The organism is Pseudomonas sp. S11P7 (genome assembly GCF_023195435.1).
Lineage (GTDB): Bacteria > Pseudomonadota > Gammaproteobacteria > Pseudomonadales > Pseudomonadaceae > Aquipseudomonas > Aquipseudomonas fluorescens_G.
Map to the genome: position 1 here is coordinate 4899545 of NZ_JALPKS020000002.1, position 26803 is coordinate 4926347.

General features: G+C 62.0%; 26 protein-coding genes and 2 pseudogenes. 22 read left to right on the plus strand and 6 right to left on the minus strand.

Annotation, left to right across the window (positions count from 1 at the left end; genetic code table 11):
- Positions 1-89: 89 nt before the first annotated feature.
- The 21 genes and pseudogenes from cbiE to ureC all read left to right on the plus strand — a co-directional run bounded on the left by cbiE (position 90) and on the right by ureC (position 19661).
- Positions 90-1301 (plus strand): precorrin-6y C5,15-methyltransferase (decarboxylating) subunit CbiE, encoded by a 1212-nt coding sequence (gene cbiE / locus M0746_RS22555; RefSeq protein WP_258450647.1) that lies wholly within the window; start codon positions 90-92, stop codon positions 1299-1301.
- Positions 1294-2390, plus strand: a pseudogene (locus M0746_RS22560) (cobalt-precorrin-5B (C(1))-methyltransferase). Before cbiE ends, M0746_RS22560 begins: the two are co-directional and overlap by 8 nt.
- Positions 2387-3115, plus strand: coding sequence for a cobalt-precorrin-6A reductase (locus M0746_RS22565; RefSeq protein WP_258450648.1), 729 nt, complete (start codon positions 2387-2389; stop codon positions 3113-3115). The pseudogene M0746_RS22560 and the gene M0746_RS22565 overlap by 4 nt, the downstream one beginning before the upstream one ends.
- A gap of 159 nt (positions 3116-3274) precedes the next feature.
- Positions 3275-3577, plus strand: a complete 303-nt coding sequence (locus tag M0746_RS22570; protein ID WP_208938904.1) for a type II toxin-antitoxin system RelE/ParE family toxin — start codon at positions 3275-3277, stop codon at positions 3575-3577.
- Positions 3578-3580: 3 nt separating this feature from the next.
- Positions 3581-3871 carry an addiction module antidote protein gene (locus M0746_RS22575; RefSeq protein WP_208938905.1) on the plus strand — a complete coding sequence of 97 codons (291 nt, stop codon included), beginning with the start codon at positions 3581-3583 and terminating at the stop codon, positions 3869-3871.
- 99 nt (positions 3872-3970) lie between these two features.
- Positions 3971-4369 carry a DUF2946 domain-containing protein gene (locus M0746_RS22580; protein ID WP_258450649.1) on the plus strand — a complete coding sequence of 133 codons (399 nt, stop codon included), beginning with the start codon at positions 3971-3973 and terminating at the stop codon, positions 4367-4369.
- A gap of 47 nt (positions 4370-4416) precedes the next feature.
- Complete coding sequence (locus tag M0746_RS22585; protein WP_208938907.1) at positions 4417-4896, plus strand: copper chaperone PCu(A)C; 480 nt, start codon at positions 4417-4419, stop codon at positions 4894-4896.
- Between the two features lie 21 nt (positions 4897-4917).
- Positions 4918-5364 (plus strand): DUF2946 domain-containing protein, encoded by a 447-nt coding sequence (locus M0746_RS22590; protein WP_258450650.1) that lies wholly within the window; start codon positions 4918-4920, stop codon positions 5362-5364.
- Positions 5365-5448: 84 nt separating this feature from the next.
- Positions 5449-7569 (plus strand): TonB-dependent copper receptor, encoded by a 2121-nt coding sequence (locus tag M0746_RS22595; protein WP_258450651.1) that lies wholly within the window; start codon positions 5449-5451, stop codon positions 7567-7569.
- 152 nt (positions 7570-7721) lie between these two features.
- A complete protein-coding gene (locus M0746_RS22600; RefSeq protein ID WP_258450652.1) occupies positions 7722-9101 on the plus strand; it encodes a PepSY-associated TM helix domain-containing protein in 1380 nt (459 codons plus the stop codon).
- Between the two features lie 249 nt (positions 9102-9350).
- A complete protein-coding gene (gene urtA / locus M0746_RS22605; RefSeq protein ID WP_258450653.1) occupies positions 9351-10616 on the plus strand; it encodes an urea ABC transporter substrate-binding protein in 1266 nt (421 codons plus the stop codon).
- Between the two features lie 141 nt (positions 10617-10757).
- Positions 10758-12260, plus strand: coding sequence for an urea ABC transporter permease subunit UrtB (urtB, locus tag M0746_RS22610; RefSeq protein WP_258450654.1), 1503 nt, complete (start codon positions 10758-10760; stop codon positions 12258-12260).
- Positions 12260-13339, plus strand: a complete 1080-nt coding sequence (urtC, locus tag M0746_RS22615) for an urea ABC transporter permease subunit UrtC (RefSeq protein WP_258450655.1) — start codon at positions 12260-12262, stop codon at positions 13337-13339. Before urtB ends, urtC begins: the two co-directional genes overlap by 1 nt.
- A complete protein-coding gene (gene urtD, locus M0746_RS22620; RefSeq protein ID WP_423815329.1) occupies positions 13336-14205 on the plus strand; it encodes an urea ABC transporter ATP-binding protein UrtD in 870 nt (289 codons plus the stop codon). The genes urtC and urtD overlap by 4 nt, the downstream gene beginning before the upstream one ends.
- Before the next feature lie 126 nt (positions 14206-14331).
- On the plus strand, positions 14332-15030 hold the full coding sequence (urtE, locus tag M0746_RS22625; RefSeq protein ID WP_093105238.1) for an urea ABC transporter ATP-binding subunit UrtE: 699 nt from the start codon (positions 14332-14334) through the stop codon (positions 15028-15030).
- Between the two features lie 43 nt (positions 15031-15073).
- Positions 15074-15912, plus strand: a pseudogene (locus M0746_RS22630) (urease accessory protein UreD).
- 225 nt (positions 15913-16137) lie between these two features.
- Complete coding sequence (gene ureA / locus M0746_RS22635; RefSeq protein WP_042608931.1) at positions 16138-16440, plus strand: urease subunit gamma; 303 nt, start codon at positions 16138-16140, stop codon at positions 16438-16440.
- Between the two features lie 8 nt (positions 16441-16448).
- Positions 16449-16982, plus strand: coding sequence for a GNAT family N-acetyltransferase (locus M0746_RS22640; protein ID WP_258450656.1), 534 nt, complete (start codon positions 16449-16451; stop codon positions 16980-16982).
- 5 nt (positions 16983-16987) lie between these two features.
- Entirely contained in the window at positions 16988-17521 is a 534-nt protein-coding gene (locus tag M0746_RS22645; RefSeq protein ID WP_258450657.1) for a GNAT family N-acetyltransferase, read from the plus strand.
- A complete protein-coding gene (locus M0746_RS22650; RefSeq protein ID WP_208938918.1) occupies positions 17521-17829 on the plus strand; it encodes an urease subunit beta in 309 nt (102 codons plus the stop codon). The genes M0746_RS22645 and M0746_RS22650 overlap by 1 nt, the downstream gene beginning before the upstream one ends.
- 131 nt (positions 17830-17960) lie before the next feature.
- The gene (gene ureC, locus M0746_RS22655) at positions 17961-19661 is read left to right on the plus strand and encodes an urease subunit alpha (RefSeq protein WP_258450658.1); all 1701 of its coding nucleotides are present in this window, start codon (positions 17961-17963) and stop codon (positions 19659-19661) included.
- Positions 19662-19716: 55 nt separating this feature from the next.
- Here the strand turns inward: ureC and M0746_RS22660 are convergent, their stop codons facing one another.
- The 3 genes from M0746_RS22660 to M0746_RS22670 form a co-directional block, all read right to left on the minus strand.
- Positions 19717-21165 (minus strand): hypothetical protein, encoded by a 1449-nt coding sequence (locus M0746_RS22660; protein WP_258450659.1) that lies wholly within the window; start codon positions 21163-21165, stop codon positions 19717-19719.
- Between the two features lie 114 nt (positions 21166-21279).
- On the minus strand, positions 21280-21585 hold the full coding sequence (locus M0746_RS22665) for a chaperone modulator CbpM (protein ID WP_208938920.1): 306 nt from the start codon (positions 21583-21585) through the stop codon (positions 21280-21282).
- 23 nt (positions 21586-21608) lie between these two features.
- Positions 21609-22553, minus strand: coding sequence for a DnaJ C-terminal domain-containing protein (locus tag M0746_RS22670; protein ID WP_258450660.1), 945 nt, complete (start codon positions 22551-22553; stop codon positions 21609-21611).
- A 292-nt stretch (positions 22554-22845) separates the two neighbouring features.
- Here M0746_RS22670 and M0746_RS22675 point away from each other — a divergent pair, with 292 nt between their 5' ends.
- The gene (locus M0746_RS22675) at positions 22846-24120 is read left to right on the plus strand and encodes an Hsp70 family protein (RefSeq protein ID WP_258450661.1); all 1275 of its coding nucleotides are present in this window, start codon (positions 22846-22848) and stop codon (positions 24118-24120) included.
- A 131-nt stretch (positions 24121-24251) separates the two neighbouring features.
- Here the strand turns inward: M0746_RS22675 and M0746_RS22680 are convergent, their stop codons facing one another.
- The 3 genes from M0746_RS22680 to M0746_RS22690 all read right to left on the minus strand — a co-directional run bounded on the left by M0746_RS22680 (position 24252) and on the right by M0746_RS22690 (position 26756).
- Complete coding sequence (locus M0746_RS22680) at positions 24252-25265, minus strand: AI-2E family transporter (RefSeq protein WP_258450662.1); 1014 nt, start codon at positions 25263-25265, stop codon at positions 24252-24254.
- A gap of 327 nt (positions 25266-25592) precedes the next feature.
- On the minus strand, positions 25593-25898 hold the full coding sequence (locus M0746_RS22685; RefSeq protein WP_090280913.1) for a PsiF family protein: 306 nt from the start codon (positions 25896-25898) through the stop codon (positions 25593-25595).
- Between the two features lie 63 nt (positions 25899-25961).
- Complete coding sequence (locus M0746_RS22690) at positions 25962-26756, minus strand: AraC family transcriptional regulator (RefSeq protein ID WP_258450663.1); 795 nt, start codon at positions 26754-26756, stop codon at positions 25962-25964.
- Between the last annotated feature and the right edge of the window lie 47 nt (positions 26757-26803).

The following is a 26803-nucleotide window of genomic DNA, read 5'->3' on the forward strand; positions in this document are numbered from 1 at the left end:
CTACCGAATGGCAAACAGAAAGCAGTCAGTGCACTGCCATCGCGTTATCATGTCGCCCGGTAAAGACCTGCAGATATTTGAGGATCGGAATGAGCCCTTGGCTGACAGTGGTGGGAATCGGTGAAGACGGCTTCAAGGGCTTGGGCAAGCAGGCCCGGCGTGCCCTGATGGCGGCCTCGCGGATCGTCGGCGGTCAGCGCCAGCTGGATCTGTTACCGCCGTGCATTGGTGGCGCACGGCAAGTGTGGCCGAGTCCGTTTTCCCTCGCGCCCGTGCTGGAACGTCGTGGTGAAGCAATCTGCGTACTGGCCAGCGGTGACCCGATGTTCTACGGCGTCGGCGCCAGTCTGGCGCGGCAGGTGGCGAGTGACGAGATGCAGGTTCTGCCCGCGCCGTCGTCCTGTTCGCTGGCGGCCGCGCGCCTCGGCTGGCCGTTGCAGGACGTGGTGACGCTGTCGCTGGTGGCCCGGCCGCTGGCGGCGCTGAATGCGCATCTGGCCAGTGGCGTGCGTCTGTTGTTGCTGAGCAACGACGGCGAGAGCCCGGCGGCAGTCGCGCGGTTGTTGTGTGAGCGTGGTTTCGGCGCCAGTCGCATGAGCGTCCTCGAGCATCTGGGCGGCGACGCCGAGCGGCGCGTCGACGCAATGGCCAGCGGCTGGCCTGATGCGCCGGTGGCCGACCTCAATGTCATCGCCCTCGAATGCCTGGCAGATGCCGAGACGCGCGGCTTATCGCGTCTGGCCGGGCTGCCCGATTCGGCATTCGAACATGACGGCCAACTGACCAAACGCGACGTACGCGCCATCACCCTCGCCCGCCTCGCGCCGACGCCCGGTGAATTGCTCTGGGACGTCGGCGCCGGCAGCGGCTCGATCGGCATTGAATGGATGCGCGCGCACCCGAGCTGTCGCGCACTGGCCATCGAAGCCGACGCCGGCCGCCAGCAACTGATCGAACGCAACCGCGATGCCTTGGGCGTACCCGGTTTGCAGCTGATTCGTGGCAAGGCACCGCAGGCGCTGGCCGGGCTGGAGCGCCCTGACGCGGTGTTCATCGGCGGCGGCGTGACCCGCGAAGGCGTGTTCGAAACCTGCTGGCAACAGCTCAAACCCGGTGGCCGTCTGGTTGCCAACGCGGTGACGCTGCAAAGCGAACTGACGCTGATGAACTGGCGCGAGCGCTACGGCGGCGAGCTGACGCGCATTCATGTCGCCCAGGCCCAGCCGCTCGGCGACTTCGACACCTGGCGCCAGGCCTTGCCGATCACCCTGCTCGACCTGGTCAAACCCCTTGATGCGTGACGAAACCGCCGAACAACCTGCGCCCCTGCGCAGCGGCCTGACCACCGGCAGCTGCGCCACCGCCACCAGCCTCGCCGCCGCGCGCCTGCTGCTCAGCGGCACGGCGGCCGATGCGGTGCAGATCGTCTTGCCCAAAGGCAAGCAGGTGCAGATGCGTCTGGAGTTCTGCCGACTGAGCGCGGACGGCGCCGAAGCCGGCACGATCAAGGACGCCGGCGACGATCCCGACGTGACCCACGGCGCACTGCTTTTTCCCAGGTGCGGCTGCAGGCCGAGCCGGGCGTGCGCTTCATCGCCGGTGCCGGCGTCGGCACGGTGACCCGCCCGGGTCTGGTGCTGGCGGTGGGCGAACCGGCGATCAACCCGGTGCCGCGCAAAATGATCAGCGACCATTTGAGCCTGCTCGCGGCGGAGACTGGCTACGGCGGCGGGTTCGAAGTCACGGTGAATGTCGAAGGTGGCGCAGAACTGGCGCTGAAAACCATGAATCCGCGCCTGGGCATTCTCGGCGGACTGTCGATCCTCGGCACCAGCGGTATCGTTCGGCCCTTTTCCTGCGCAGCCTACATCGCCTCGATCCATCAGGGCATCGACGTGGCGAAAACCAACGGCTACCTGCACATCGCCGCCTGCACCGGCAACGCCAGCGAAGACACCATGCGCCGGGTCTACAACCTGCCGGAAATCGCCCTGATCGAAATGGGTGATTTCGTCGGTGCGGTGCTCAAGCACCTGCGCAAAGTGCCCGTGGAAAAACTCAGCCTGTGTGGCGGTTTCGGCAAGATCAGCAAACTCGCCGCCGGGCACATGGACCTGCATTCACGGCACTCGAGCATCGATTTGCCGCAACTGGCCGACTGGGCGGCGGCAATCGGCGCAGATGCCGCGTTGCAGCAAGGCATTCGCGCGGCCAACACCAGTCAGCAGGCGCTGGCCATGGCGGCTGCAGCTGGGATCGCACTCGGCGATGAGGTGTGCCGGCATGCGCTGAACTTTGCACGCAGCGTGGTCCCGGCGCAGGTGCAGGTCGAGGTGTTTGCGATCGATCGTCAGGGCGGCGTTGTCGGGCATGCCGGAGGTTTTGCATGAAGCGGATTCTGCTGCTGGGCGGCGTGACTGAAGCGTTGGCGATTGCCCGAACGCTTGGGCCGGAACACATCTACAGCCTCGCCGGGGTTGGGCGGGTGCCGAGCGATCTGACCTGTCAGGTGCGCGTTGGCGGCTATGGCGGTGCCGAAGGTCTGGCGCGATTTGTCACGGATGAAGGCATCGATCTGCTGCTCGACGCCACGCATCCCTATGCCGCGCAAATCAGCCGGAACGCCGCGACTGCCGCGCAACTGACCGGTATCCCCTGCTGGGCCTTGCGGCGCCCGGCGTGGCAGCCACAGCCCGGCGACGACTGGCGCGAAGTCAGCGACTGGGCCGAGTTGATCAGCGCGCTCAAACCGTTCCGCCGGCCGCTGTTCACCCTCGGGCGTGAGCCGTTGCACCATTTGGATGAGATCCCTGAACACCAGTTCTGGACCCTGCGCGCCCTCGACGTTTACCCCGGCAACGACCGCTGCGAAGTCATCGGCGCCCGTGGGCCGTTTCTGCTGGAGGATGAGCGAGCGCTGTTCGAGCGCCGGCAGATCGATGTACTGATCAGCAAGAACAGCGGCAGCGGCGCCACCGAGCCGAAGCTGCAAGTGGCGCGCGAGCGCGGGGTGCCGGTGCTGGTGTTGCAGAGGCCGGGGTTGCCAGAAGTTGATCGGGGATTTCGATCAGCGTCTGAAGTCCTTGAGGCCCTGACGACGTCAGACTTTTCCTGACTTCGAATTTATTTGCGAATTTACCTGCAATTTTTGAGGACGCAGCCGACTGTTTTTCACTACATCCTCACCCCAATACTTCGGTTCCTTTAATCCCGACAAGCAGACAGCCAAGAAAAGCGGCTTGCCAGCTTGTATCCCAAGGAATACGATCCCGACATGATCGCTTTTGAACGATCCCGCATATTTTCCGAATGGCTCGACGCCTTGAAAGACCTCAATGGGAAAGGCCGAATCATCTCCAGAATCAAAAAAGCCGAAAATGGCAACTTCGGTGATTGCGGGTTCGTCGGTGACACTGTTTATGAAATGCGTGTCCATTATGGCCCTGGTTACAGGATGTACTTCACACGCAAAGGTGAAGTGATTTATCTGCTGCTGATCGGGGGCGACAAATCGACACAAAAAAGAGATATCAAACGTGCCGTGCAGATGGCTCATAACATCGGAAATGAGGAGTAGATCATGAGCGAAGAATTCGCCCGTTTTGATGCCGCCGAGTACCTCAAAACTCCCGAGGACATGGCGGCGTATCTGGATGCCTGTTTTGACGACGATGAAGGCGACGGCGTCCTTATCCGTGCAGCGCTCAATGACATCGCCCGGGCTCAAGGCATGACACAAGTAGCACGGGATGCAGGTTTGGGCCGCGAAAGTCTTTATAAAGCTCTGAGCCACACCGGCAACCCCGAATTCGCAACTATCATGAAAGTCATGAAAGCTCTTGGCTTGAGACTGCATGCCGTCACACTTTAAAAGCACTGCGACACCAAACCGCACGACGCTTTTTTACTTATCGGCCCTGATCAGGCTAAATAGCCCGGGCCTGATCGCCCACTGCAATGGATCTGTCCCATGAACCGACACCGGCTAGCAATTGCCTGGATCGCCTGCTTTGCAGTGCTGTTCAACATGCTCGCCATGCCGATGAGCGGGGCGATGGCGCAGGCGGCCAGTTCTCCGGCCGAGCAATTGCTCTGGAGCAGTTTCTGCACCGGCAGCGGTACGAAGATGGTCGCTATCGATATCGGCGCCAGCGATCAGCAAGCGCCGCTCAACGACACTCATTCGAACATGCAGCATTGCTGGTGTTGCTCGGGCTCGGCGCCGTTGGTGGCGCTGCCGGGGCATTCGCCGCAGCTGTATTTTACCCGCTTTGACAGCAATCGCAGCGTCGCGCCCGCCTCGTTGCAAACACCGACACCGCGCCAGCAATGGCCGAGTCTCAATCCCCGAGCTTCCCCTCTGGTCTGATTTGTTCGCGCAATAACCCGCGTTTCAAATCGTTCTGGAGAACTGCCATGTTGAACAAACTCATCATCGTCGCTGCGCTGCTGTTGCCGGCGTGTTTTGCCCATGCCCACGAATACAAGGCCGGCGCGCTGGAAATCGCGCATCCGTGGTCGCAGGAACTGCCGCCGAATGCGCCAACGGTCGCTGCCTATTTCATCATTCACAACGCTGGGAAGACCGAAGATCGCCTGTTAAGCGTCGATTCGCCAATCGCCCCCGAAGCGCAACTGCACGAACACATCATGCAGGGTGATCTGATGAAGATGCAGCAGGTGCCGAGCGTGGCGATTCCGGCCGGCGGTACCGTGACCTTCGCGCCAATGGCCTACCACGTCATGCTGCTCAACCCGAGCGATCGCAGCCTGCTCAGCGATGGCAAACGCTTCCCGATGACGCTGCATTTCGAGAAGGCCGGTGAGGTCACTGTCGAAGTCGCCGTGCAGAAAAAACCTCCGGAAACCACGCAGACGCACGCGCACGCTCAGTAAGCCATCCGGCAGACCTCGCCCATGCGCTCGCCAGGCAGCAGGCCCACCCGGCAACGCCGTCAGACTGAACACCTGACCCGCGGCAGCTGGATCGCCCTGTTCGCCATGTTGATGATTTTCATCGGCCCACTGATTTCTCAGTCGATGCCGATGGATCAACACGCCTCGACTTCGGTGCCGATGAGCATGGACATGTCGAGCGACATGGCCGGCACGGACCACAGCGGCCATGACGTACAACCGACGGCCGAACACTGCCCGCCGCAATCCTCCCACCATGTGCTGTGGGAAAAATGCGGCTACTGCAGCCTGCTGTTCAATTGCCCGGCACTGACCGGCGCAGGCGACTTTGTCGCGTTCAACGTCCCGCCGCAGAATACCTTTACCCCGCCCTCGCCACGCCTGGGTCACGCCCGGCAATCCTTCTTTCCCGGCGCCCGCACCCGCGCCCCGCCCATCGCCGCGTAAACACGCACCGCTGATTGCACACGGTTGAGAAGACAGCTTCAGGCTGCCGGCCGTGTCGTTTACGACTGTTCGATGGAAATTGTCATGTCCAGGTTTGTTGCTGTTTCACGCTTGGGGGCTGCCCCGGCGTCTTTCGCTTTGCACGAATCATCGATTCGTTTCAGGCAAGCTACCGCCGTGCTTTGCGGCGTCCTGCTGTCCCCGCTGGTACTGGCCGATGAACACGCCGGCCACAATCAGGAACTGAGCCCGACGGTGATCACCGCGATCGCACCGAGCTCGCCGCTGACCATCGTCACCAACCCCAAAGACCCGCGCCAGCCGGTGCCGGCCAGCGACGGTGGCGATTATCTGAAGACCATTCCCGGTTTTGCCCTGGTGCGCAATGGCGGTACCAACGGCGATCCGGTGCTGCGCGGCATGTTCGGCTCGCGCCTGAACATCCTCACCAACGGCAGCATGATGCTCGGCGCCTGCCCCGGGCGGATGGATGCGCCGACCTCGTACATTTCCCCGGAAACCTACGATCAGCTCACGGTGATCAAAGGTCCGCAAACCGTACTTTGGGGGCCGGGTGCATCGGCCGGTACGGTGCTGTTCGAGCGTGAACCGGAAAACTTCGGCGAACTCGGCACACGGGTCAACGCGAGCATTCTGGCTGGCTCCCACGGGCGCTTTGACAAGGTCATCGACGCCGCTGCTGGCGGCCCGTTGGGTTACGTGCGGGTGATCGGCAATACCGCGCATTCCGACGACTATCGCGACGGCAACAACGACATCGTCGCCTCGCGCTATGACAAGTGGAACGGCGATATCGCACTCGGCTGGACCCCGGACGCCGACACCTTGATCGAGCTCACCGCCGGCAAGGGCGATGGCGAAGCGCGCTATGCCGGACGCGGCATGGACGGCGCGCAATTCCTGCGTGAGAGCCTCGGCCTGCGCTTCAAGAAATCAAACATTACTGACGTGTTGGAGAAGCTCGAAGCGCAGGTCTACTACAACTACGCCGACCATGTGATGGACAATTACACCCTGCGCACACCGTCCGGCACCGGCATGATGGCCGGGCCGATGGCGTCCAACGTCGACCGCCGCACCCTCGGCGCGCGGATCAAGGCGACCTGGCGCTGGGCCGATATTCAGTTGATCACCGGCCTCGACGCGCAGACCAACGAACACCGTCAGCGCAGTGCGATGGGTATCGGCACTTACAAGGCGCTGCCGTACAGCAAGGACGCCGATTTCCATAACTATGGCGTGTTCAGCGAAATGACCTGGTACGCCGCCGACCGCGATCGACTGATCAGCGGTGCCCGGCTCGACCGCGCCTCGGCCAGGGATTACCGGCAAACCACCGGTTCGGGAATGATGTCACGGCCCAACCCGACCGCTGACGATACGCGCGCCGACACCCTGCCCAGCGGTTTCGTGCGTTATGAACATGACCTCGCTGACAGCCCGACCACGCTTTACGCCGGTTTGGGCCATGCCCAGCGTTTCCCGGATTACTGGGAACTGTTTTCCGCAAGCAGCGGACCGGTGGGTTCGGTCAATGCCTTCGATGCGATCAAACCGGAAAAGACCACCCAGTTCGACGTCGGCCTGAACTACAAGCGCGCCGACCTCGAAGCCTGGGCGTCCGCTTACGTCGGCGTGGTGCGCGATTACATTCTTTTCGATTACTCCCCGGCAATGATGGGCATGAGCACCTCGCGGGCCGAGAACATCGACGCGCGGATCATGGGCGGCGAAGTCGGTGCCGCCTACAAGCTCACCGACCACTGGAAAGCCGACGCGACCCTCGCCTACGCCTGGGGCAAGAACAGCAGTGACGGCACGGCGCTGCCGCAAATGCCGCCGCTGGATGCGCGTTTCGGCCTGACCTACAGCGCGGACGACTGGAGCGCCGGAGCCCTGTGGCGGGTGGTCGCCGCGCAACACCGTATCGATCAGAACAAAGGCAACGTGGTCGGCAAGGACTACGACCAGAGCGCAGGTTTCGGCGTGTTTTCGCTCAACGGTGCCTACCGGATCAACAAGCACTGGAAGGTCAGCAGCGGCGTCGACAACCTGTTCGGCAAGGCGTACGCCGAGCATCTGAACCTGGCGGGTAACGCCGGATTCGGCTACCCGGCCAACGACCCGCAAGCCATTAATGAACCGGGGCGCACGCTCTGGACCAAAGTCGATATGAGTTTCTAACGGTCAACACCACCCTATGTGGGAGCGAGCCTGCTCGCGAAAACAGCGGCACGGTCAACATTGATGTCGCCTGGCGCGACGCCTTCGCGAGCAGGCTCGCTCCCACAGGTAAACAGACAACCAGAAGAACCAAGCCAAGCGGAGCAAACCTGATGAAACAGCCCCAACCGAATTTCTACAACCTGGCCTGGCGTTGGCATTTTTACGCCGGTCTGTTCGTCGCCCCGTTCATGGTGATGCTGGCACTGACCGGCATCATCTACCTGTTCAAACCGCAACTCGACTCGCTGATGTACAGCAGCCTGCTCAACGTCCCCGCCGGCCATCACACGGTGCCGGCCGATGACCTGCTGCAGCGGGTAAAAAACGCCTATCCGCAGGGTCAGGTGACCCAGTACCTGCCGCCGCTGAACGCCGAGCGCAGTGCGCAGTTTGTGGTCAACAACGCCGGCCACGAACTCAACGTATTCGTCGATCCGTACCACGGTGACATCCTCGGCGAGCAGGATGCCAAGCAGAACCTGCAAGCCATCGCCCGCGCCATTCACGGGGAATTGATGATCGGCACCGTCGGCGACCGGCTGATCGAAATGGCCGCCGGCTGGGGCGTGGTGCTGGTGGTGTCGGGGCTGTTCCTGTGGTGGCCGCGCGGTCAGGCGGCGGGCATTTTGTGGCCGCGCTTGAATGCCCGCGGTCGTGTGCTGTGGCGTGACCTGCACGCCGTCACCGGGTTCTGGGGCGCAACGTTGCTGCTGGTGATGCTGCTCAGCGGCATGACCTGGACCGGGTTCTGGGGCAAACAATATGCGGCGGTATGGAACGTGTTCCCGGCAGCGATGTGGAACAACGTGCCGACCTCCGACATTGAAGCCCGCAGCCTCAACAGCGCCACGCGCCAGACCGTGCCGTGGGCAATGGAAAACACGCCGATGCCGATGTCCGGCGACCACGCCGAACACATGGCGCACGCGGGCGCCCACGCCGGTCCTGCCGCGCCGACCGTCAGCCTGCAAGCGGTACAGGACATTGCCACCGCGCGCCAAGTCGAACCGGGCTACAGCATCACCTTGCCGACCACCGCCACCGGCGTGTTCACCATCGCCGTGTTCGCCGACGACCCACGCAACGACGCCACCCTGCATGTCGATCAATACACCGGAAAAGTCCTTGCCGATGTGCGCTTCGAGCACTACGGCACCGTAGCCCGTGCCACGGAAATCGGCGTGATGCTCCACGTAGGCAAGATGTTCGGCACCTTCAACCAGATCGTCGTGCTGCTGATCTGCCTGATGATTCTGCTCAGTGCCGTCAGTGGCGTGGTGATCTGGTGGAAGCGTCGCCCCGAAGGCAAGTTCGGTGTACCGCCGCTGCGCCATGACCTGCCGAAGTGGAAAACCGGCGTATTGATCATGCTGGCGTTGGCGGTGATATTCCCGCTGGTCGGGGCATCGCTGGTGGTGGTGTGGTTGCTTGATCGGCTCCTGCTGTCGCGAATGAACCGGCAAACGCGGTCTGCCTCGACCCCATCCTGAAACCCCGCTCTGCCTTCATGGCCAATCCCGTGCAGGTTGCTCCTGCACGGTTTTTTTGCGCCCCAATCTGGCGCACCTCGGCGCACCACCGCCCGCAACCCGTCCACTCCTGGTGCACGCCTTCAGCGAGCGACCGCTCTGATACGACATTTTCTTGCTTAAACCCGACCGGGCACAGCCCTTGCAAAACACCCTTCAGTCGTCCGCATCTGCCAACCATAAAAACTCAATGTTCATGGAGATCGCACAATGAAGCGTCGCAGTTTGATCAAGGCTTTCACACTCACGGCAAGCATTGCCGCGATGGGCATGACCTGGACTGTCCAGGCCGCCGAGACCATCAAGGTCGGGATTCTGCATTCGTTGTCCGGGACCATGGCGATCTCCGAAACATCGCTCAAGGACATGGCGCTGATGACCATCGACGAGATCAACGCCAAGGGCGGGGTGAACGGCAAGATGCTTGAGCCGGTGGTGGTCGACCCGGCCTCGAACTGGCCGCTGTTCGCCGAAAAGGGCCGGCAGTTGCTGACCCAGGACAAGGTCGCCGTGGTGTTCGGCTGCTGGACTTCGGTGTCGCGCAAGTCGGTACTGCCGGTGTTCGAAGAACTCAATGGCTTGCTGTTCTACCCGGTGCAATACGAAGGCGAAGAGATGTCGCCGAACGTCTTCTACACCGGCGCGGCGCCGAACCAGCAGGCGATTCCTGCGGTGGAATATTTGATGAGCGAAGAAGGCGGCGGCGCCAAGCGCTACTTCCTGCTCGGCACCGACTACGTCTACCCGCGCACCACCAACAAGATCCTGCGCGCGTTCCTGCACTCCAAAGGCGTGGCTGACAAGGACATCGAAGAGGTCTACACGCCGTTCGGTCACAGTGACTACCAGACCATCGTTGCCAACATCAAAAAGTTCTCGGCCGGTGGCAAGACTGCGGTCATTTCGACAGTCAATGGCGACTCCAACGTGCCGTTCTATAAAGAACTGGCCAACCAGGGCCTGAAGGCCACCGACGTACCGGTTGTCGCGTTCTCGGTCGGTGAAGAAGAGCTGCGCGGTATCGACACCAAACCGCTGGTGGGCAACCTCGCGGCGTGGAACTACTTCGAATCGGTCGAGAATCCGGTGAACCAGAAGTTCGTCGCGGACTGGAAAGCCTATGCGAAGAAACACAACCTGCCGGGCGCCGACAAAGCCGTGACCAACGACCCGATGGAAGCCACTTACGTCGGCATCCACATGTGGGCGCAGGCGGTCGAGAAAGCCAAATCGACCGACGTCGACAAGGTCCGCGAGGCCCTCGCCGGCCAGACTTTTGCCGCGCCGTCCGGTTACACCCTGACCATGGACAAGACCAACCACCACCTGCACAAGCCAGTGATGATCGGCGAGATCCAGAGCGACGGTCAGTTCAACGTCGTCTGGCAAACCGAAGGGCCGGTGCGCGCGCAACCGTGGAGCCCGTTCATTCAGGGCAACGACAAGAAGCCCGATTATGCGGTGAAGAGCAACTGAGTCATCCCGCTCAACCTGATCGTTCCCACGCTCTGCGTGGGAATGCCTCGACGGACGCTCTGCGTCCGTCAGGGACGCGGAGCGTCCCGGGCTGCATTCCCACGCGGAGCGTGGGAACGATCACTATGCAAGGCCAAGCATATGCCCACTGCCCTTTACCGATTTATCTATGCCATCGCACTCTTGCTGCCGCTACTGGCCCACGCCGGCGACGCCGAAGACTTTGTCGCGGCCAATCCCGTGCAACAGGCAAAGCTGCTGGAAACCTGGGCCGCGCAGCCCGATCCGGCGCGCATCGAACTGCTCGGTGCCTTGCAGCAAGGCGAGCTGAGCATCGATGGCCAAGCCAAAACCCTGCGCCTGAACAACCGCCTGCGGGGTCTGATCGACACCGCGATGGCCAGCCACCAATTGCTCGCCGCCGACGCCAAAATCCGTCTGAGCGCCGCGCAGCAATTGCAGAAAAGCGCGAAACCCGCGCAGCTGAAATTCCTCGACCAGCAACTGGCTGGCGAAAAAGATGAAAGTGTTCACGCTGCTCTGAGCCTGGCGCTGGCCAATCTGCAACTGGTCGACGCCGATCCGGCCGTGCGTCTTGCCGCCGTGCGCCTGCTCGGCGAAACCGGCGACCCGCTGGCGCGCACACGCCTCGAAGGCCTGCTCGAACCGGGCGTCGAAAGCGATGCCGGCGTACGCACCGCCGCTGAAACCAGCCTCGCCCAGGTCAAACGCAAACTGCTGATCGGTGAAGTCCTTGGTCAGGCATTCAGCGGCATGTCCCTCGGCTCGATTCTGCTGCTGGCGGCGCTCGGTCTGGCGATCACCTTCGGCTTGCTCGGGGTGATCAACATGGCCCACGGCGAAATGCTGATGCTCGGCGCCTACTCGACCTACGTGGTGCAGTTGATGTTCCAGCGCTACGCACCGCACGCCATCGAGTTCTATCCGTTGATCGCGCTGCCGGTGGCATTTTTCGTCACGGCGGCGATCGGCATGGCGCTGGAGCGCACGGTGATCCGTCACCTCTACGGCCGCCCGCTGGAAACCCTGCTCGCCACCTGGGGCATCAGCCTGATGTTGATTCAACTGGTGCGCCTGCTGTTCGGTGCGCAGAACGTTGAAGTGGCCAACCCGGCGTGGCTGTCGGGCGGAATTCAGGTGCTGCCGAATCTGGTGCTGCCGTACAACCGCATCGTGATCATCGCGTTCGCGCTGTTCGTGGTGGTGCTGACCTGGCTGCTGCTGAACAAGACCCGCCTGGGCCTGAACGTACGTGCCGTCACCCAGAACCGCAACATGGCCGCCTGCTGCGGCGTGCCCACCGGGCGTGTCGACATGCTCGCGTTCGGCCTCGGCTCGGGCATCGCCGGCCTCGGTGGTGTAGCGCTGAGCCAGATCGGCAACGTCGGCCCGGACCTCGGCCAGAGCTACATCATCGACTCGTTCCTGGTGGTGGTGCTCGGTGGCGTCGGGCAACTCGCCGGTAGCGTGCTCGCGGCATTTGGCTTGGGCATTGCGAACAAAATTCTCGAACCGCAGATCGGTGCGGTGCTCGGCAAGATCCTGATCCTCGCGCTGATCATTCTGTTTATTCAGAAACGTCCGCAAGGCCTCTTCGCACTGAAAGGACGGGTGATCGACTGATGAACCAGCCTCTGTTAGTCACGGCCACACAAAAGGCCGGGCCAAAAGTCACCATCGCGGTCGGCGCGGTGGTTCTCGCCTTGCTGATCGCCCTGCCACTGCTGTCGTTGTTGCCAGCGGAAAATGCCCTGTCGATCTCGGCGTACACGCTGACGCTGGTCGGCAAAATCCTCTGCTACGCCATCGTCGCCCTGGCGCTGGACCTGGTCTGGGGTTACGCCGGGTTGCTGTCGCTGGGCCACGGTCTGTTCTTCGCCCTCGGCGGTTATGCGATGGGCATGTACCTGATGCGCCAGGCCGCCGGCGATGGTCTGCCGGCGTTCATGACTTTCCTGTCGTGGAGCGAATTGCCGTGGTACTGGACCGGCACCAGCAGCTTTGTCTGGGCGCTGTGTCTGGTGGTCTTGGCGCCGGGTCTGCTGGCGCTGGTGTTCGGTTTCTTCGCCTTCCGCTCGCGGATCAAAGGCGTGTATTTCTCGATCATGACCCAGGCGCTGACCTTCGCCGGCATGCTCCTGTTTTTCCGCAACGAGACCGGGTTCGGCGGCAACAACGGTTTTACCAATTTCCGCACGATCCTCGGTTTCGGCATCACCGAACCGGGCACCCGCGCGGTGCTGTTTCTGGCGACCGTGTTGCTGCTGGTGGCGAGTCTGTTCATCGGCTGGCGACTGGCGCAAAGCAAGTTCGGCCGGGTGCTGACGGCGCTGCGCGATGCGGAAAACCGTTTGATGTTCTGCGGCTACGACCCGCGCGGTTTCAAGCTGTTCGTCTGGGTGTTGAGTGCGGTGTTGTGTGGCCTGGCCGGTGCGTTGTATGTGCCGCAGGTGGGCATCATCAACCCGAGCGAAATGTCGCCGACCAACTCGATCGAAGCGGCGGTGTGGGTCGCTCTCGGCGGGCGCGGCACGCTGATCGGGCCGCTGCTCGGTGCCGGCGTGGTCAACGGCATGAAGAGCTGGTTCACCGTGGCCTTCCCGGAATACTGGCTGTTCTTCCTCGGCGCGCTGTTCATCGTCGTGACGCTGTACCTGCCCAAAGGCGTGATCGGTTTGCTGAAGAAACGAGGTGAACAATGAGAGTAACCGCGAGTGCTGAATTCATGCTCGAACCGGCATTCTTCCCGGTCGAGCCGAACAAGGACGAGGGCACCAGCCGCGACTCGATCGGCCTCGGCCAACGCGTCGGCCCGGGCCTCGACACCCGTCACGGCACGATCCTGACCCTGGAAGACATCAGCGTCAGCTTCGACGGCTTCCGCGCGCTGAACAATCTCAACCTGTACATCGGCGTCGGCGAATTGCGCTGCATCATCGGCCCCAACGGCGCGGGCAAGACCACGCTGATGGACGTGATCACCGGCAAGACCCGGCCGAGCCACGGCAAGGCGTGGTTCGGCGAAACGCTGGATTTGACGCAGATGAGCGAAGTGCAGATCGCCCAGTCCGGGATTGGCCGCAAGTTTCAGAAACCGACAGTATTCGAAGCCTTGAGCGTGTTCGAGAACCTTGAGCTGGCGCAGAAAACCGACAAGTCGGTGTGGGCCAGCTTGCGTGCGCGCCTCAGTGGTGAGCAAAAGGATCGCATCAGCGAAGTGCTGGAAACCATTCGCCTGACCACCTCGGTCAATCGTCCGGCGGGCCTGTTGTCCCACGGCCAGAAGCAGTTTCTGGAAATCGGCATGCTGCTGATGCAAGACCCGCAATTGCTTCTGCTCGATGAGCCGGTGGCGGGCATGACCGATGCCGAAACCGAGTTCACCGCCGAGCTGTTCAAGTCGCTGGCGGGCAAGCATTCGCTGATGGTGGTCGAGCATGACATGGGCTTTGTCGGCTCGATTGCCGATCACGTCACCGTGTTGCATCAGGGCAGCGTCCTGGCGGAAGGCTCGCTGGAACAAGTGCAGGCCGATGAGCGAGTAATCGAGGTTTATTTGGGGCGATGAATCGGCCAGCTACTAGCGGCAAGCTTCAAGCAGCAAGTAAAAGCCTGTCATACCGCCCTGCCCTTGCTTTCGGCTGAAGCTTGAAGCTTGAAGCTTGAAGCTTGAAGCCCAACTAACGGAGTTCAGATGCTACAGGTCCAACAACTTCATCAGTACTACGGCGGTAGCCATATCCTGCGCGGCCTGAGCTTTGACGTGAAGGTCGGCGAAGTCACCTGCCTGCTCGGGCGTAACGGCGTGGGCAAGACCACCCTGCTCAAATGCCTGATGGGCCTGCTTCCGGCCAAAGAAGGCGCGGTGAATTGGGAAGGTAAACCGATCACCACACTCAAGCCGCATCAGCGCGTGCATGCCGGAATCGCCTATGTGCCGCAGGGTCGCGAGATTTTCGGTCGTCTGACGGTAGAAGAAAACCTGCTGATGGGCCTGTCGCGCTTTCCCGGCAGTGAAGCCAAAGAAGTGCCAGGTTTCATCTACGAGTTGTTCCCGGTGCTGCTACAAATGAAGCAGCGCCGCGGCGGTGATTTGTCCGGCGGCCAGCAACAGCAGTTGGCGATTGGCCGCGCGCTGGCCAGTCGTCCGCGTTTGCTGATTCTCGACGAACCCACCGAAGGCATCCAGCCCTCGGTGATCAAGGAGATTGGCGCGGTGATCAAGAAACTCGCGGAACGCGGCGACATGGCGATTTTGCTGGTCGAGCAGTTCTACGATTTCGCCGCCGAACTGGCCGATCAGTACCTGGTGATGTCGCGCGGCGAGATCGTCCAGCAGGGTCGCGGTGAAAATATGGAGGCCGAAGGTGTTCGCGGGCTGGTCACGATCTAACGCACCGGTCTAATCTGTAGCTTCCTAACGATAATCACACACCATGAATTCGACTGTTGCACCTGCCCTGTTTACCCCGAGCTGGCACGCCGAGCTGGAACTGGCCTACGCGCGCTTCGGCGATTGCACACGGCCGGTCATGCGCCGGCACCTCGGCCCGCTGCGTGTGCAAAAGCACCTGTACGCCGAAGGCCCCGAAGTCTGCCAGCACATCATCGTCCACCCACCGGGGGAATTGCCGGCGGTGATCGCCTCGACATCAGTGCCCGCGTCGAAGCCAACGCCTGGGCGCAGATCACCAGCCCCGGCGCCGCCAAGTGGTACCGCGCCGGCGGGTCGGCTTATCAGCAACTCGATCTGCACGTGGCGGCCGGGGCGACCCTGGAATGGCTGCCGCAGGAAACCATCGTCTACAGCGCCGCGCAGGCTGAACTGAGCACGAGCATAGACCTTGAAGGCGATGCGCGGCTGTTCTACTGGGATGTCGTGGCGCTGGGCAGGCCGGCCAGCGGCGAGCGTTTCGACCTCGGGCATTTTCAGGCGCAGCTGGACATTCGTCGCGACGGCCGTTTGCTCTGGCATGAACGCCAGCGCATCGGCGGCGGCGATGGCTTGCTCGATTCGCCGATCGGTCTGGATGGCCATCCGGTGTTTGCGACGTTGTTGGTGACCGGTGAGATCGACGCTGAACTGCTGGAGCGCTGTCGCTCGCTGGACCACGCAGTGCGCGGGGATCTGACGCAGTTGCCGGGGTTGTTGGTGGCGCGTTGTCTGGCGAGCGAGGCGTTGCTCGCCCGTGCCTGGCTGATTGATTTGTGGCGACTGCTAAGACCTGCTTTGCTCGGTCGGGAGGCTGTCGCGCCAAGAATATGGAGCACCTGAAATCCAGACCCTCACCCCCCGCCCTCTCCCGGAGGGAGAGGGAGCCTGACCGAGTCGTCTGAATGAATTCATCTGCCTGAAAAATACTGTTGACTGAACCGGCCAGTGAAAACAATCGAGATCAGTTCCCTCTCCCTCGGGAGAGGGCTAGGGTGAGGGGCCGCTCTGACTGGCACCCCGCCCTGCACGGACATTACACAAATCTGCCCTGATGGAACCCGAACCATGGACCTGACTCCACGCGAAAAAGACAAGCTGCTGATCTTCACCGCCGGCCTCGTTGCCGAGCGGCGTCTGGCCCGTGGCGTGAAACTCAATTACCCGGAAGCCATGGCTTACATTTCCGCCGCGCTGCTCGAAGGTGCGCGTGACGGCCAGACCGTCGCCGAGCTGATGCACTACGGCACCACCCTGCTCAGCCGCGAGCAAGTAATGGAAGGCATCGCGGAAATGATCCCGGAAATCCAGGTCGAAGCGACGTTCCCCGACGGCACCAAACTGGTCACCGTTCACCAACCGATCGTCTGAGGCGCGCCATGACCTACTCCATTCGCGAGGCCGTCCATGCCGACCTGCCAGCAATCCGCGAGATCTACAACGACGCGGTGCTCAACACCACGGCGATCTGGAACGAGCAAGCCGTCGACCTCGGCAACCGCCAGGCGTGGTTCAGCGCGCGGCAGGCTCAGGCCTACCCGATTCTGGTGATCGTCGACCGCGACGACGCGGTGCTCGGCTACGCATCGTTCGGTGACTGGCGCCCATTCGACGGCTTCCGCCACACCGTCGAACACTCGGTCTACGTGCGCAGCGATCAGCGCGGCAACGGCCTCGGCCCGCAACTGATGACAGCGCTGATCGAATGCGCAACAACCTGCGGCAAACACGTCATGGTCGCCGCCATCGAAAGCGGTAACGCCGCCTCGATTCGTCTGCACGAGCGCGCCGGTTTCAGCGTCACCGGGCAGATGCCGCAGGTCGGCACCAAGTTCGGCCGCTGGCTCGATCTGACCTTCATGCAATTGACCCTCAACCCTGGCGCGCAGCCGCCTGACGCCGACAAGGAGTGACCCCGATGAACGCCGCCCAGTTGCGCCGCGTCAACGCTGAAAGCTTTGCGCATTACCGCCAGGGCTTGATCGATCTGTTGCTCGACGCCGTCGGTTATGGCGCCAGCGTCGGCTTCATGGCTGATCTCGATGCGGCGCAGGCGCGCGCCTATTTCGATGAAGTGCAGGACAACGTCAACAAGGGCAGCGTGCTGCTCTGGGTGGTGGTCAAGGACGAGCAAGTGCTGGCCAGCGTGCAATTGGGCTTGTGCCAGAAAGCCAACGGCCGTAATCGCGCCGAAGTGCAGAAACTGCTGGTGCGCGAACACGCGCGGCGGCGCGGCCTCGGCCAGCAGCTGATGCAAGCGCTGGAACTTGAGGCGCGCAAACACCAGCGCGGCATGCTCTATCTCGACACCGAAGCGGGCTCGCCCGCGGAAGATTTCTATCAAGCCCTGGGTTACAGCCGCGCCGGGGAAATCCCCGACTACGCCTGCGACCCCCACGGCACGTATCGCCCGACCGCTCTCTATTACAAGATTCTGCAAGGAGCCCAGTGATGATTCCTGGCCAATACCAGATCCAGCCCGGCGACATCGAACTCAACGTCGGCCGCCGCACCGTCAGCCTGAAAGTTGCCAACAGCGGCGACCGGCCGATCCAGGTCGGCTCGCACTACCATTTTTTCGAAACCAACGACGCGCTGCTGTTCGACCGCGCCGCCAGCCGCGGCATGCGCCTGAACATACCGGCCGGCACGGCGGTGCGTTTCGAGCCGGGGCAGAGCCGTGAAGTCGAACTCGTGGATTACGCCGGGCATCGCCGGGTGTTCGGTTTTGCCGGACGCATCATGGGTGATCTCGACTGACTGATCGTTCCCACGCTCCGCGTGGGAATGCATCCCGTGACGCTCCGCGTCAACAAAGGCGGACGCAGAGCGTCCATGGCGGCATTCCCACGCAGAGCGTGGGAACGATCATTGAATCCCAAGGCAAGCACATGAAGATTTCCAGAAGCGCCTACGCCGACATGTTCGGCCCCACCGTCGGCGACAAGGTGCGCCTGGCCGACACCGAGCTGTGGATCGAAGTCGAGAAAGACTTCACCACCTACGGCGAAGAAGTGAAATTCGGTGGCGGCAAGGTCATCCGCGACGGCCAGGGTCAGAGCCAGCTGCTCGCTGCTGAAGTGGTCGACACGCTGATCACCAATGCGCTGATCATCGACCACTGGGGCATCGTCAAGGCCGACGTCGGTCTCAAGGACGGGCGCATTGCGGCGATCGGCAAGGCCGGCAACCCCGACGTGCAGCCCGACGTGACCATCGCCATCGGCGCCGGCACCGAAGTGATTGCCGGTGAAGGCATGATCCTCACCGCGGGCGGCATCGACACGCACATCCATTTCATCTGCCCGCAGCAGATCGAAGAAGCGCTGATGAGCGGTGTCACCACGATGATCGGCGGCGGCACCGGCCCGGCGACCGGCACCAACGCCACCACCTGCACCTCCGGCCCCTGGCACCTGGCGCGCATGCTCCAGGCGGCCGACGCGTTCCCGATGAACATCGGCCTCACCGGCAAAGGCAACGCCAGCCTGCCCGAGCCGCTGATCGAACAGGTCAAGGCCGGCGCTATCGGTTTGAAGTTGCACGAAGATTGGGGCACCACCCCGGCGAGCATCGACAACTGCCTCAGCGTTGCCGATCAGTTCGACGTGCAGGTAGCGATCCACACCGACACCCTCAACGAATCCGGCTTCGTCGAAACCACCCTTGGCGCGTTCAAGGGTCGCACCATTCACACCTATCACACCGAAGGGGCTGGCGGCGGACATGCGCCGGACATCATCAAGGCCTGTGGCTTCCCTAACGTATTGCCGAGCTCGACCAACCCGACCCGGCCGTTCACCCGCAACACCATCGACGAACACCTCGACATGCTGATGGTCTGCCACCACCTCGACCCGAGCATCGCCGAAGACGTGGCGTTCGCCGAAAGCCGCATCCGCCGCGAAACGATTGCCGCCGAAGACATTCTTCATGATCTTGGCGCGTTCTCGATGATCAGCTCCGACAGCCAGGCCATGGGCCGTGTCGGCGAAGTCATCACGCGCACCTGGCAGACCGCCGACAAGATGAAAAAACAGCGCGGCCCGCTGCCGCAGGACGGCGAAGGCAACGACAACTTCCGCGCCAAACGCTACATCGCCAAGTACACCATCAACCCGGCGATCACTCACGGCATCAGCCATGAAGTCGGCTCGGTGGAAGTCGGCAAATGGGCCGATCTGGTGCTCTGGCGTCCGGCGTTTTTCGGCGTAAAGCCAACGCTGATTCTCAAGGGCGGCGCGATTGCCGCGAGCCTGATGGGCGACGCCAACGCTTCGATTCCGACCCCCCAGCCGGTGCATTACCGACCGATGTTCGCCAGTTACGGTGGCTCGCTGCATGCCACCAGCCTGACCTTTATCAGTCAGGCGGCGCAGGAAGCCGGATTGCCTGAAGCGTTGGGGTTGAAGAAGAAAATCGCCGTGGTCAAAGGTTGCCGCGACGTGCAGAAAACCGACCTGATTCACAACGATTACCTGCCGGACATCGACGTCGACCCGCAGACCTATCAGGTCAAGGCCGACGGCGTGCTGCTGTGGTGTGAGCCAGCGGAAACGCTGCCGATGGCGCAGCGCTATTTCCTGTTCTGACGGTTCTTGCGCTGTCGGGTACGGTCACGCTGGCCATCCCGACAGCGCAGGTTGATCAGTCAGGAAATGCCCACGGCATCTGGTGCTCTTTGTAGTTGTAGTCCAGGCGCAACTCGGTGCCTGCCGGGATATCCTGCGACGCGAACACCATGTTGAGGATAAAGTCGCGGGTTACCTGCTTGTCGCCCACCCATTGTTGCGCCTCGATATCGAAGGGCACCGTCACAACGTTGTAGCCATCCGGCGCCTGACGAATCGGCTTGCCCGCTTCGTTGTATTCGAAATTGGTATTGATCCGGGAAATGATGTTGTCGCCCAGTATGGACAGTGGGTCGGGCAGCATCTGGCCCGGGCCATATTGCAGGCGCATTCCGGCCAGCATGCTGAACGTCTGTTCATAACGCCGTACGAACCTTGCCGGCGTGATGACGCCACCGTAGACGCCGATTGCCTCGCCCTTGGCAATGCGTCGGTTGGCGACCACCATCGACTGGCCGATCAACGCCTTTTCGCCGGGGACTTTTACATCGGCCTCGGTGAATACCCGCCATTGCAGTTTTTGTTCATAGAGCATCGCGACATCTTCATGACCTTCAAACTTGATGTAGGGCTTGATCTGTTCCGACGTATAAAGCTCACCATTGGCCAGACGCACTTTGGTTTCCAGTTTGCGAATGCGAATGGGTCTGCCGGCAACGTCTCGCAGCGGGTACTTGCCATTGTTCGCGCGGTTGTAGGTACCGAGCTGATTCCCGAGGAATGAGTAACGCGTTTCGCTGCGCATCGTCCTCAGTTCATCGGCCGTGAAAGGCTTGATCGGCATCGATTCGGAAGCCAGGTAAAACTGCTCCGAGGCCCCATCGTCATTGCGTGGCAACTCCTCGAGGGCCATTTCGAACTCATCGTCACTGCGTCGAGGCGAGCGGCGACTCTTGCGCGGCATGACCGTGTGCGGCGCGGAAACGGCGAAGTCCTCCAGCGGATACCAATGGTTGTTCGCAGGATCGTGCGCCAGCACTGGCCCCGAGGGTTGCAGTTCGCTCGCCAGGCGGGCCCGGTGCAGCCCGGTTTGCGCATCGACAGCGAGCAACACCGTGCCGCCCCCTTGAACATCGGCGTATTGCCGCCCCTTGAACGTCCGCACGCCCTGCGCATCGGCCTGCGGCAAAGTGATTGAAGCGGGAATCAGATATTGCTGCAGCGCAGGGACGTCGGCGTTGACGGTTTCAGCGGCAGCGGACGTCGATGCATGCACCTGGACCCTTGAGGTCGTAGCCGTGTGCGAAGAGTCGATAGTGCTGCCGGCAGCTTCAGGCGTATCGCCTGGAATTCTGCGGCCAAGGGGTCGGGCGTAAAGCGCGGCGTCTGCGCTGCGGGCGAGGTCGAATCGGTGGGCGTACGTGGGCGCTGGGGCACATCGACGCTGGTCGTGCCGGGCGTTGGCGGTTTGGGTTTGACTGGCATGAGTACGTTTCCTTGTAAGAACGGCGCAACGCCACGGCATGCAGTGGCGCTGCGTGAATCGGCGTCCATTGCCGATCCTCAACGCAAACTAGCAGACCGATCCGCCCGTTCAAACCAGAAAAACATGTGCACACAATAACCGTGAACGGCGGCTCTACTCGACCACCAACCGCCCCAACCGCTGACGCAACATGCGGTTTTCGGCGCGCAGTTCGCGCACTTCTTCGAGCAGGTCCAGCGCCAGGGCGACGCCTTCCCATTCCAGCTCCAGGTCGCGCCGCAGCTTGGCGGCGCGTTTGGCCAGGGTCAGTTCGTAATCGGTGAAGCGCCATTCGCGCGGCGGCCCGCCCTGAGGTTCGAGGATGCCGTGTTCGACGATCTCGATCACGTAGACGTCCGTCAGATCGGCCGCCTCACAGAACTCTGTCATGTCCAGTTGAACGCTCAGGGGGGTGCTCATGATGGGCTACTCCGTCGTCGAATTCAGAAGTTCTCGCGCGGGTTGAACGCGGCTTTTTTCGCCAGTTCCTGCCACAGCGCCTTGACCTCATCGTCGGCCGCTTTCGGCATCACCGCCTTGAGTTGCACAAACAGATAACCGCGCTCGCCGTTCTTGCTCTTCAAGCCGTGGCCCTTGGCACGCATGCGCTGGCCATTCTGGCTGCCGGCCGGCACCTTGAGGTTGATCTTGCCGGTCAGCGTCGGTACCGCCACTTCGGTGCCCAGCGCCAGTTCCCACGGTGCCAGCGGCAAGGTGATGATCAGGTTGTCGCCTTCGACATCGAATTTGGGGTGCGGCGCAAAGCGGATGGTCAGATACAGATCACCATTCGCCCCGCCACCGACACCCGGCGCGCCCTGGCCCTTCAAGCGAATGCGCTCGCCATCGGCAACGCCCGCCGGAATCTTCACGTTGAGGCTCTTGCTGGTGTTGCTGACGTGCTGGCCGTGCGCGTTGTACTGCGGCACCTGGAAGGTGACCTTCTTCGACTCGTCCGACAGGGTTTCCTCAAGAAACACCGGCAATTCCATTTCCACGTCCTGCCCTCGCCGCCCACGGGATTGCCGGCCTTCGCCGCCACCGAAACCGGGGCCGCGATTGCCGAAGATCGAACTGAAGAAGTCCGAGAAGTCGCCGGTATCAGCCCCACCGCCGCCGAAGCCGCCGCGGCTCTGCCAGCCCGGCGGCCCCTGGAAGGGCTGACCGTGCTGACCATAACGGCGCAGTTCGTCGTATTCGGCGCGCTTGTCGGCGCTTTTCAGCGCTTCATAGGCTTCCGAGGCATCCTTGAACTTGGCCTCGGCGTCCTTTTCCTTGCTGACATCGGGGTGGTATTTGCGCGCCAGCTTGCGATAGGCCGCCTTGATCGCCTTGTCGTCCGCTGTCGGCTCCACGCCGAGTATCTTGTAATAGTCTTTGAAGTCCATTGAAGGATCACCATCCGTTATCGATTTCGCGCCGTTACCAGCCTGCGCCCGATTGGCACGTGCCGGGTTGACCGATCTCAAGATTGTGACCGGGTGGCGCCGCAGAAGTTTATCGGCAGTGGACGGCGGTTCTGCTGACCGCCGGTGTATCTGCCGGCCCATGCCAGCAAGTTTGGGGCGAACCACGGGGTTTCAAGGCTGCCGGGATGCGAAATAGCAGATGACCGGCCTTCGAATCTGGCGCGCACTGACATACACTGCGCGGCCGTTTTTTTGACCGGAACCGAAAGACATGAAAGACGCCTCTCCAGCCCGTGCCTGCGGCATCGACTTCGGCACGTCCAACTCCACCGTCGGTTGGCTGCGCCCCGGCATGGACACCATGATCGCGCTGGAAGACGACAAGATCACCCTGCCTTCGGTGGTCTTCTTCAATATCGAGGAACGTCGCCCGGTCTATGGACGCCTGGCGCTGCACGAGTACCTGGAAGGTTACGAAGGCCGGCTGATGCGCTCGCTGAAAAGCCTGCTCGGTTCCAAGCTGATCAAGCACGACACCAGCGTGCTCGGCACGGCGATGCCGTTCAAGGACCTGCTCGGGCTGTTCATCGGCCAGCTCAAGAGCCGCGCCGAAACCGCCGCCGGTCGCGAGTTCGAGCAAGTGGTGCTGGGGCGCCCGGTGTTCTTCGTCGACGACGATCCGCTGGCCGACCAGGAAGCCGAAGACACCCTGGTCGAGGTCGCTCGCAAAATCGGTTTCAAAGAGGTGTCGTTCCAGTACGAACCGATCGCCGCCGCATTCGACTACGAGTCGACCATCGAGAAAGAAGAACTGGTGCTGATCGTCGATATCGGCGGCGGTACCTCCGACTTCTCGCTGGTGCGCCTGTCGCCTGAGCGGCGCGCGATGGATAACCGTCACGACGACATCCTCGCCACCGGCGGCGTGCACATCGGCGGTACCGACTTCGACAAACAGCTGAGCCTGCAAGGCCTGATGCCACTGTTCGGTTACGGCAGCCGCATGAAGAGCGGCGCCTACATGCCGACCAGCCACCACATGAACCTGGCGACCTGGCACACCATCAACTCGGTGTATTCGCAGAAGTCGACGTTGGCGCTGGGCAGCATGCGCTACGACATCGAAGACACCGGCGGCATCGACCGGCTGTTCAAGCTGATCGAACAGCGCGCCGGGCACTGGCTGGCGATGGAAGTCGAAGAAACCAAGATCCAGCTGACCCACACCGACAGCCGCCATGTGCCGCTGGACCGTATCGAAGCCGGTTTGAGTGTGGAGCTGACGCGGGCGCTGTTCGAATCGTCGATCGATGCGCTGCTGGAGCGGGTGCGCGGCAGTGTCACGCAACTGTTGAGCGATGCCGGTGTGGCGGTCGATCAGGTCGATACGGTGTTCTTCACTGGCGGCTCCAGCGGCATCCCGGCCCTGCGCAACAGCGTCTCGGCCATGCTGCCGCAGGCCCGGCATGTCGAAGGCAATATCTTTGGCAGCATCGGCAGCGGCCTGGCGATTGAAGCCATGAAGCGCTATGGCTCGATGTCCTGACCGGTCTTGAGCTGATCGTTCCCACGCTCCGCGTGGGAATGCCGCCATGGACGCTCTGCGTCCGCTGTTGAGGCTGTGACGCGGAGCGTCACGGGATGCATTCCCACGCAGAGCGTGGGAACGATCTGGAGTTACACCATCCCGCCCAGCTTCAGTTCGCTCTTCAGGTACGCATAATAAATCGGCCCCGCCACCACCCCCGGCAAACCGAACGCGGCTTCGAACACCAGCATCGCCAGCAGCAACTCCCACGACTTGGCACTGATCTGCCCGCCGACGATGCGCGCGTTGAGAAAGTACTCAAGCTTGTGAATGAAAATCAGGTAGCCCAACGCTGCAATCGCCACCCAGATCGACAGCGACAGGCCGACGATGGTGATCAGCGTGTTGGAAATCAGGTTGCCGATCACCGGCAGCAGGCCGAGCAGGAACGTCAGCACGATCAGGGTTTTTGTCAGCGGCAGCTTGATCCCGAACATCGGCAGGACCACCGCAAGAAAGATCCCGGTGAAGAAGGTGTTGAGCAGGGAAATCTTGATCTGCGCGAAGACGATGTTGCGAAACGCCTGCACCAACAGGTGCAGACGATCGAACAGTGCCGCGGCCAGTGGCTTGCGTTTGGTCACGTCAGGGATGCGTTGCAGCGCAATGATCGCGCCGAGCACCATGCCGATCAGCAGCGTGACGAACATGTGCGCAGCGTCCTTGCCGACCAGTTGCAGGTCGGACAGGTGCTTGCCCATCCATTCGCCAATCGCCACACGAAACTCCGCCGCACTGGCCGGCAGATAGGCGTCGATGAACGGCGGCAACTGCCCGCGCGCACGGTCAACCACGCCCATGAATTTGTCGAGGGATGCGCCCGGATTTTCGGCTTCGTGCAACAGAAAACTGATCGCGCCGGCGAAGAGCAGCGCCAGCACACTCACCACCAGCGTGCCCAGCAACGCCACCGCCAGCCAACGCGCCCGGCGGCCTTCGATCAAGCGCTGCAACTGCGGGGTCAGCATGTTGACCAGCTCGAATACCAGCAACCCGGCCAGCAGACTCGGCAACAAGCGCAGCGGCAGCACCAGCAGCAGACCGCCGAAAATGATGACGCAACTGACCCAGAACACGACATGACGCTGAGAAAACGTTGGCATACAGCCTCAAAACGAACGGCGTAAAAGGATGGGCAGTCTGCCAGCGATCCGGGGAGAGCACTAGGGATATGCGGGGTTTCGGATTTTCGCGCATCGCTTGCGAATTTTCCCCTCACCCTGGCCCTCTCCCAAAGGGAGAGGGACCGACCGCATTGTTCCAAAACCCTCATCGATCTGCACTACCCAATCGATTAGGGATTCGATGAAGCATTCTCAGGACGGCGCATTTGCTCATCATCCCCGATCGGTTCCCTCTCCCTTTGGGAGAGGGCTAGGGTGAGGGTCAATCTGGAGACGATCACATTATTGGGCGCCCCATCGCACCGCTTATTTCTTCTTCAGACAATCACTCATAAACGCCTTGCGCGCATCGCCGGTCAGCGCCTTGGTTTTCGCGTCGGCATTGCAGGTACTCATTTTCTGCTGCTGCGGGGTCAGGACCTTGCCGTCATTGGCCGCCGGGGTGGCCTTGAGGCAAGTGCTCATGAAAGTTTTGCGCTCGTCGCCTTTCAGACTCTTGGCGGTCGCATCGGCATTGCAGGTGGTCATCTTGTTCTGTTGCGCCGTGGCGGCGAAACCCTGGGAACACAGGAGCAGACCGATCATCAACAAAGGCACACGCAACATCTTCATGGAGTTTTCTCCTGGTTGCCGCACCGATGGATGCGGCCTTGGCTGGAGTGTAGCCAAATCCTGTTACACCTTCCTGCCTTCCAGGTGGCTGCGGCGGTATTGCTCCGGCGTACACCCGGCCTGACGCGCGAACATGGCGATGAACGCCGAGCCGCTGCTGTAGCCAAGATCGAAAGCGATTTCCTGCACGCTGCGTGCGGTTTCCAGTGCCTCAATGGCGGCGAGGTAACGCAAACGCTGGCGCCACTCACCAAAACTCATCCCCAGTTCGCGGACAAACTGCCGCGCCAGCGTGCGCTCGCTGACATGCACCTGCAGCGCCCAGTGTGCCAGCGGCTGATTGTTGCCCGGCTCGGTCTGCAACGCCTCGAGAATCGCCAGCAAACCTGGGCTGCTGGCGTACGGCAGGTAGCACTCGTGCACCGGCGCCTGTTGCAATTGGTCGACCAGCACCTGGGCCAGGCGCTGATCAGCATCGAGTTCTGGAATCTTCACATCGCGGGCAGCGAAGTCTTTGAGGATCGCCTTGAGAATATCGCTGATCGCCAAGGTGCAGGCCCGCGCCGGCAACCCGGCGCAGACCTGGGGATCGAGGCACACCGCACGGTAGTTGACCGGTTGATGGCTGTAGAAACTGTGCTCGACCTGCGGCGGCACCCACACCGCGTATTGCGGCGGTGACATGAAGCGGTTGCCGTCGACATCCATGTGCAGCACGCCGTGCGCCGCATACTCCAGCGTGCCCCACGGGTGCCGATGCGGTGCGGCAAATTCGTGAGCATTGAAATCGGCGTAGCGAAAGTACACCGCCGACGGCAGCTCGCTGAAATCCAGCAGATCGATGTGTTTGCTGTTCATGCTGTCCGGTTGCAGAGGCAGGTTGTCCGGTTCGCAGTATAGGGCTG

What these genes read in the sequence shown, in the direction of transcription:
- M0746_RS22680 (WP_258450662.1), bottom strand. Translation starts at nt 25,265, where the DNA reads ATGCCAACGTTTTCTCAGCGTCATGTCGTGTTCTGGGTCAGTTGCGTC.
- urtD (WP_423815329.1), top strand. Translation starts at nt 13,336, where the DNA reads ATGAGAGTAACCGCGAGTGCTGAATTCATGCTCGAACCGGCATTCTTC.
- cbiE (WP_258450647.1), top strand. Translation starts at nt 90, where the DNA reads ATGAGCCCTTGGCTGACAGTGGTGGGAATCGGTGAAGACGGCTTCAAG.
- M0746_RS22585 (WP_208938907.1), top strand. Translation starts at nt 4,417, where the DNA reads ATGTTGAACAAACTCATCATCGTCGCTGCGCTGCTGTTGCCGGCGTGT.
- M0746_RS22590 (WP_258450650.1), top strand. Translation starts at nt 4,918, where the DNA reads ATGCGCTCGCCAGGCAGCAGGCCCACCCGGCAACGCCGTCAGACTGAA.
- M0746_RS22565 (WP_258450648.1), top strand. Translation starts at nt 2,387, where the DNA reads ATGAAGCGGATTCTGCTGCTGGGCGGCGTGACTGAAGCGTTGGCGATT.
- M0746_RS22580 (WP_258450649.1), top strand. Translation starts at nt 3,971, where the DNA reads ATGAACCGACACCGGCTAGCAATTGCCTGGATCGCCTGCTTTGCAGTG.
- M0746_RS22685 (WP_090280913.1), bottom strand. Translation starts at nt 25,898, where the DNA reads ATGAAGATGTTGCGTGTGCCTTTGTTGATGATCGGTCTGCTCCTGTGT.
- M0746_RS22660 (WP_258450659.1), bottom strand. Translation starts at nt 21,165, where the DNA reads ATGCCGTGGCGTTGCGCCGTTCTTACAAGGAAACGTACTCATGCCAGT.
- urtA (WP_258450653.1), top strand. Translation starts at nt 9,351, where the DNA reads ATGAAGCGTCGCAGTTTGATCAAGGCTTTCACACTCACGGCAAGCATT.
- M0746_RS22600 (WP_258450652.1), top strand. Translation starts at nt 7,722, where the DNA reads ATGAAACAGCCCCAACCGAATTTCTACAACCTGGCCTGGCGTTGGCAT.
- urtE (WP_093105238.1), top strand. Translation starts at nt 14,332, where the DNA reads ATGCTACAGGTCCAACAACTTCATCAGTACTACGGCGGTAGCCATATC.
- ureC (WP_258450658.1), top strand. Translation starts at nt 17,961, where the DNA reads ATGAAGATTTCCAGAAGCGCCTACGCCGACATGTTCGGCCCCACCGTC.
- M0746_RS22665 (WP_208938920.1), bottom strand. Translation starts at nt 21,585, where the DNA reads ATGAGCACCCCCCTGAGCGTTCAACTGGACATGACAGAGTTCTGTGAG.
- M0746_RS22595 (WP_258450651.1), top strand. Translation starts at nt 5,449, where the DNA reads ATGTCCAGGTTTGTTGCTGTTTCACGCTTGGGGGCTGCCCCGGCGTCT.
- M0746_RS22570 (WP_208938904.1), top strand. Translation starts at nt 3,275, where the DNA reads ATGATCGCTTTTGAACGATCCCGCATATTTTCCGAATGGCTCGACGCC.
- M0746_RS22640 (WP_258450656.1), top strand. Translation starts at nt 16,449, where the DNA reads ATGACCTACTCCATTCGCGAGGCCGTCCATGCCGACCTGCCAGCAATC.
- urtC (WP_258450655.1), top strand. Translation starts at nt 12,260, where the DNA reads ATGAACCAGCCTCTGTTAGTCACGGCCACACAAAAGGCCGGGCCAAAA.
- urtB (WP_258450654.1), top strand. Translation starts at nt 10,758, where the DNA reads ATGCCCACTGCCCTTTACCGATTTATCTATGCCATCGCACTCTTGCTG.
- M0746_RS22645 (WP_258450657.1), top strand. Translation starts at nt 16,988, where the DNA reads ATGAACGCCGCCCAGTTGCGCCGCGTCAACGCTGAAAGCTTTGCGCAT.
- M0746_RS22670 (WP_258450660.1), bottom strand. Translation starts at nt 22,553, where the DNA reads ATGGACTTCAAAGACTATTACAAGATACTCGGCGTGGAGCCGACAGCG.
- M0746_RS22575 (WP_208938905.1), top strand. Translation starts at nt 3,581, where the DNA reads ATGAGCGAAGAATTCGCCCGTTTTGATGCCGCCGAGTACCTCAAAACT.
- M0746_RS22675 (WP_258450661.1), top strand. Translation starts at nt 22,846, where the DNA reads ATGAAAGACGCCTCTCCAGCCCGTGCCTGCGGCATCGACTTCGGCACG.
- M0746_RS22690 (WP_258450663.1), bottom strand. Translation starts at nt 26,756, where the DNA reads ATGAACAGCAAACACATCGATCTGCTGGATTTCAGCGAGCTGCCGTCG.
- ureA (WP_042608931.1), top strand. Translation starts at nt 16,138, where the DNA reads ATGGACCTGACTCCACGCGAAAAAGACAAGCTGCTGATCTTCACCGCC.
- M0746_RS22650 (WP_208938918.1), top strand. Translation starts at nt 17,521, where the DNA reads ATGATTCCTGGCCAATACCAGATCCAGCCCGGCGACATCGAACTCAAC.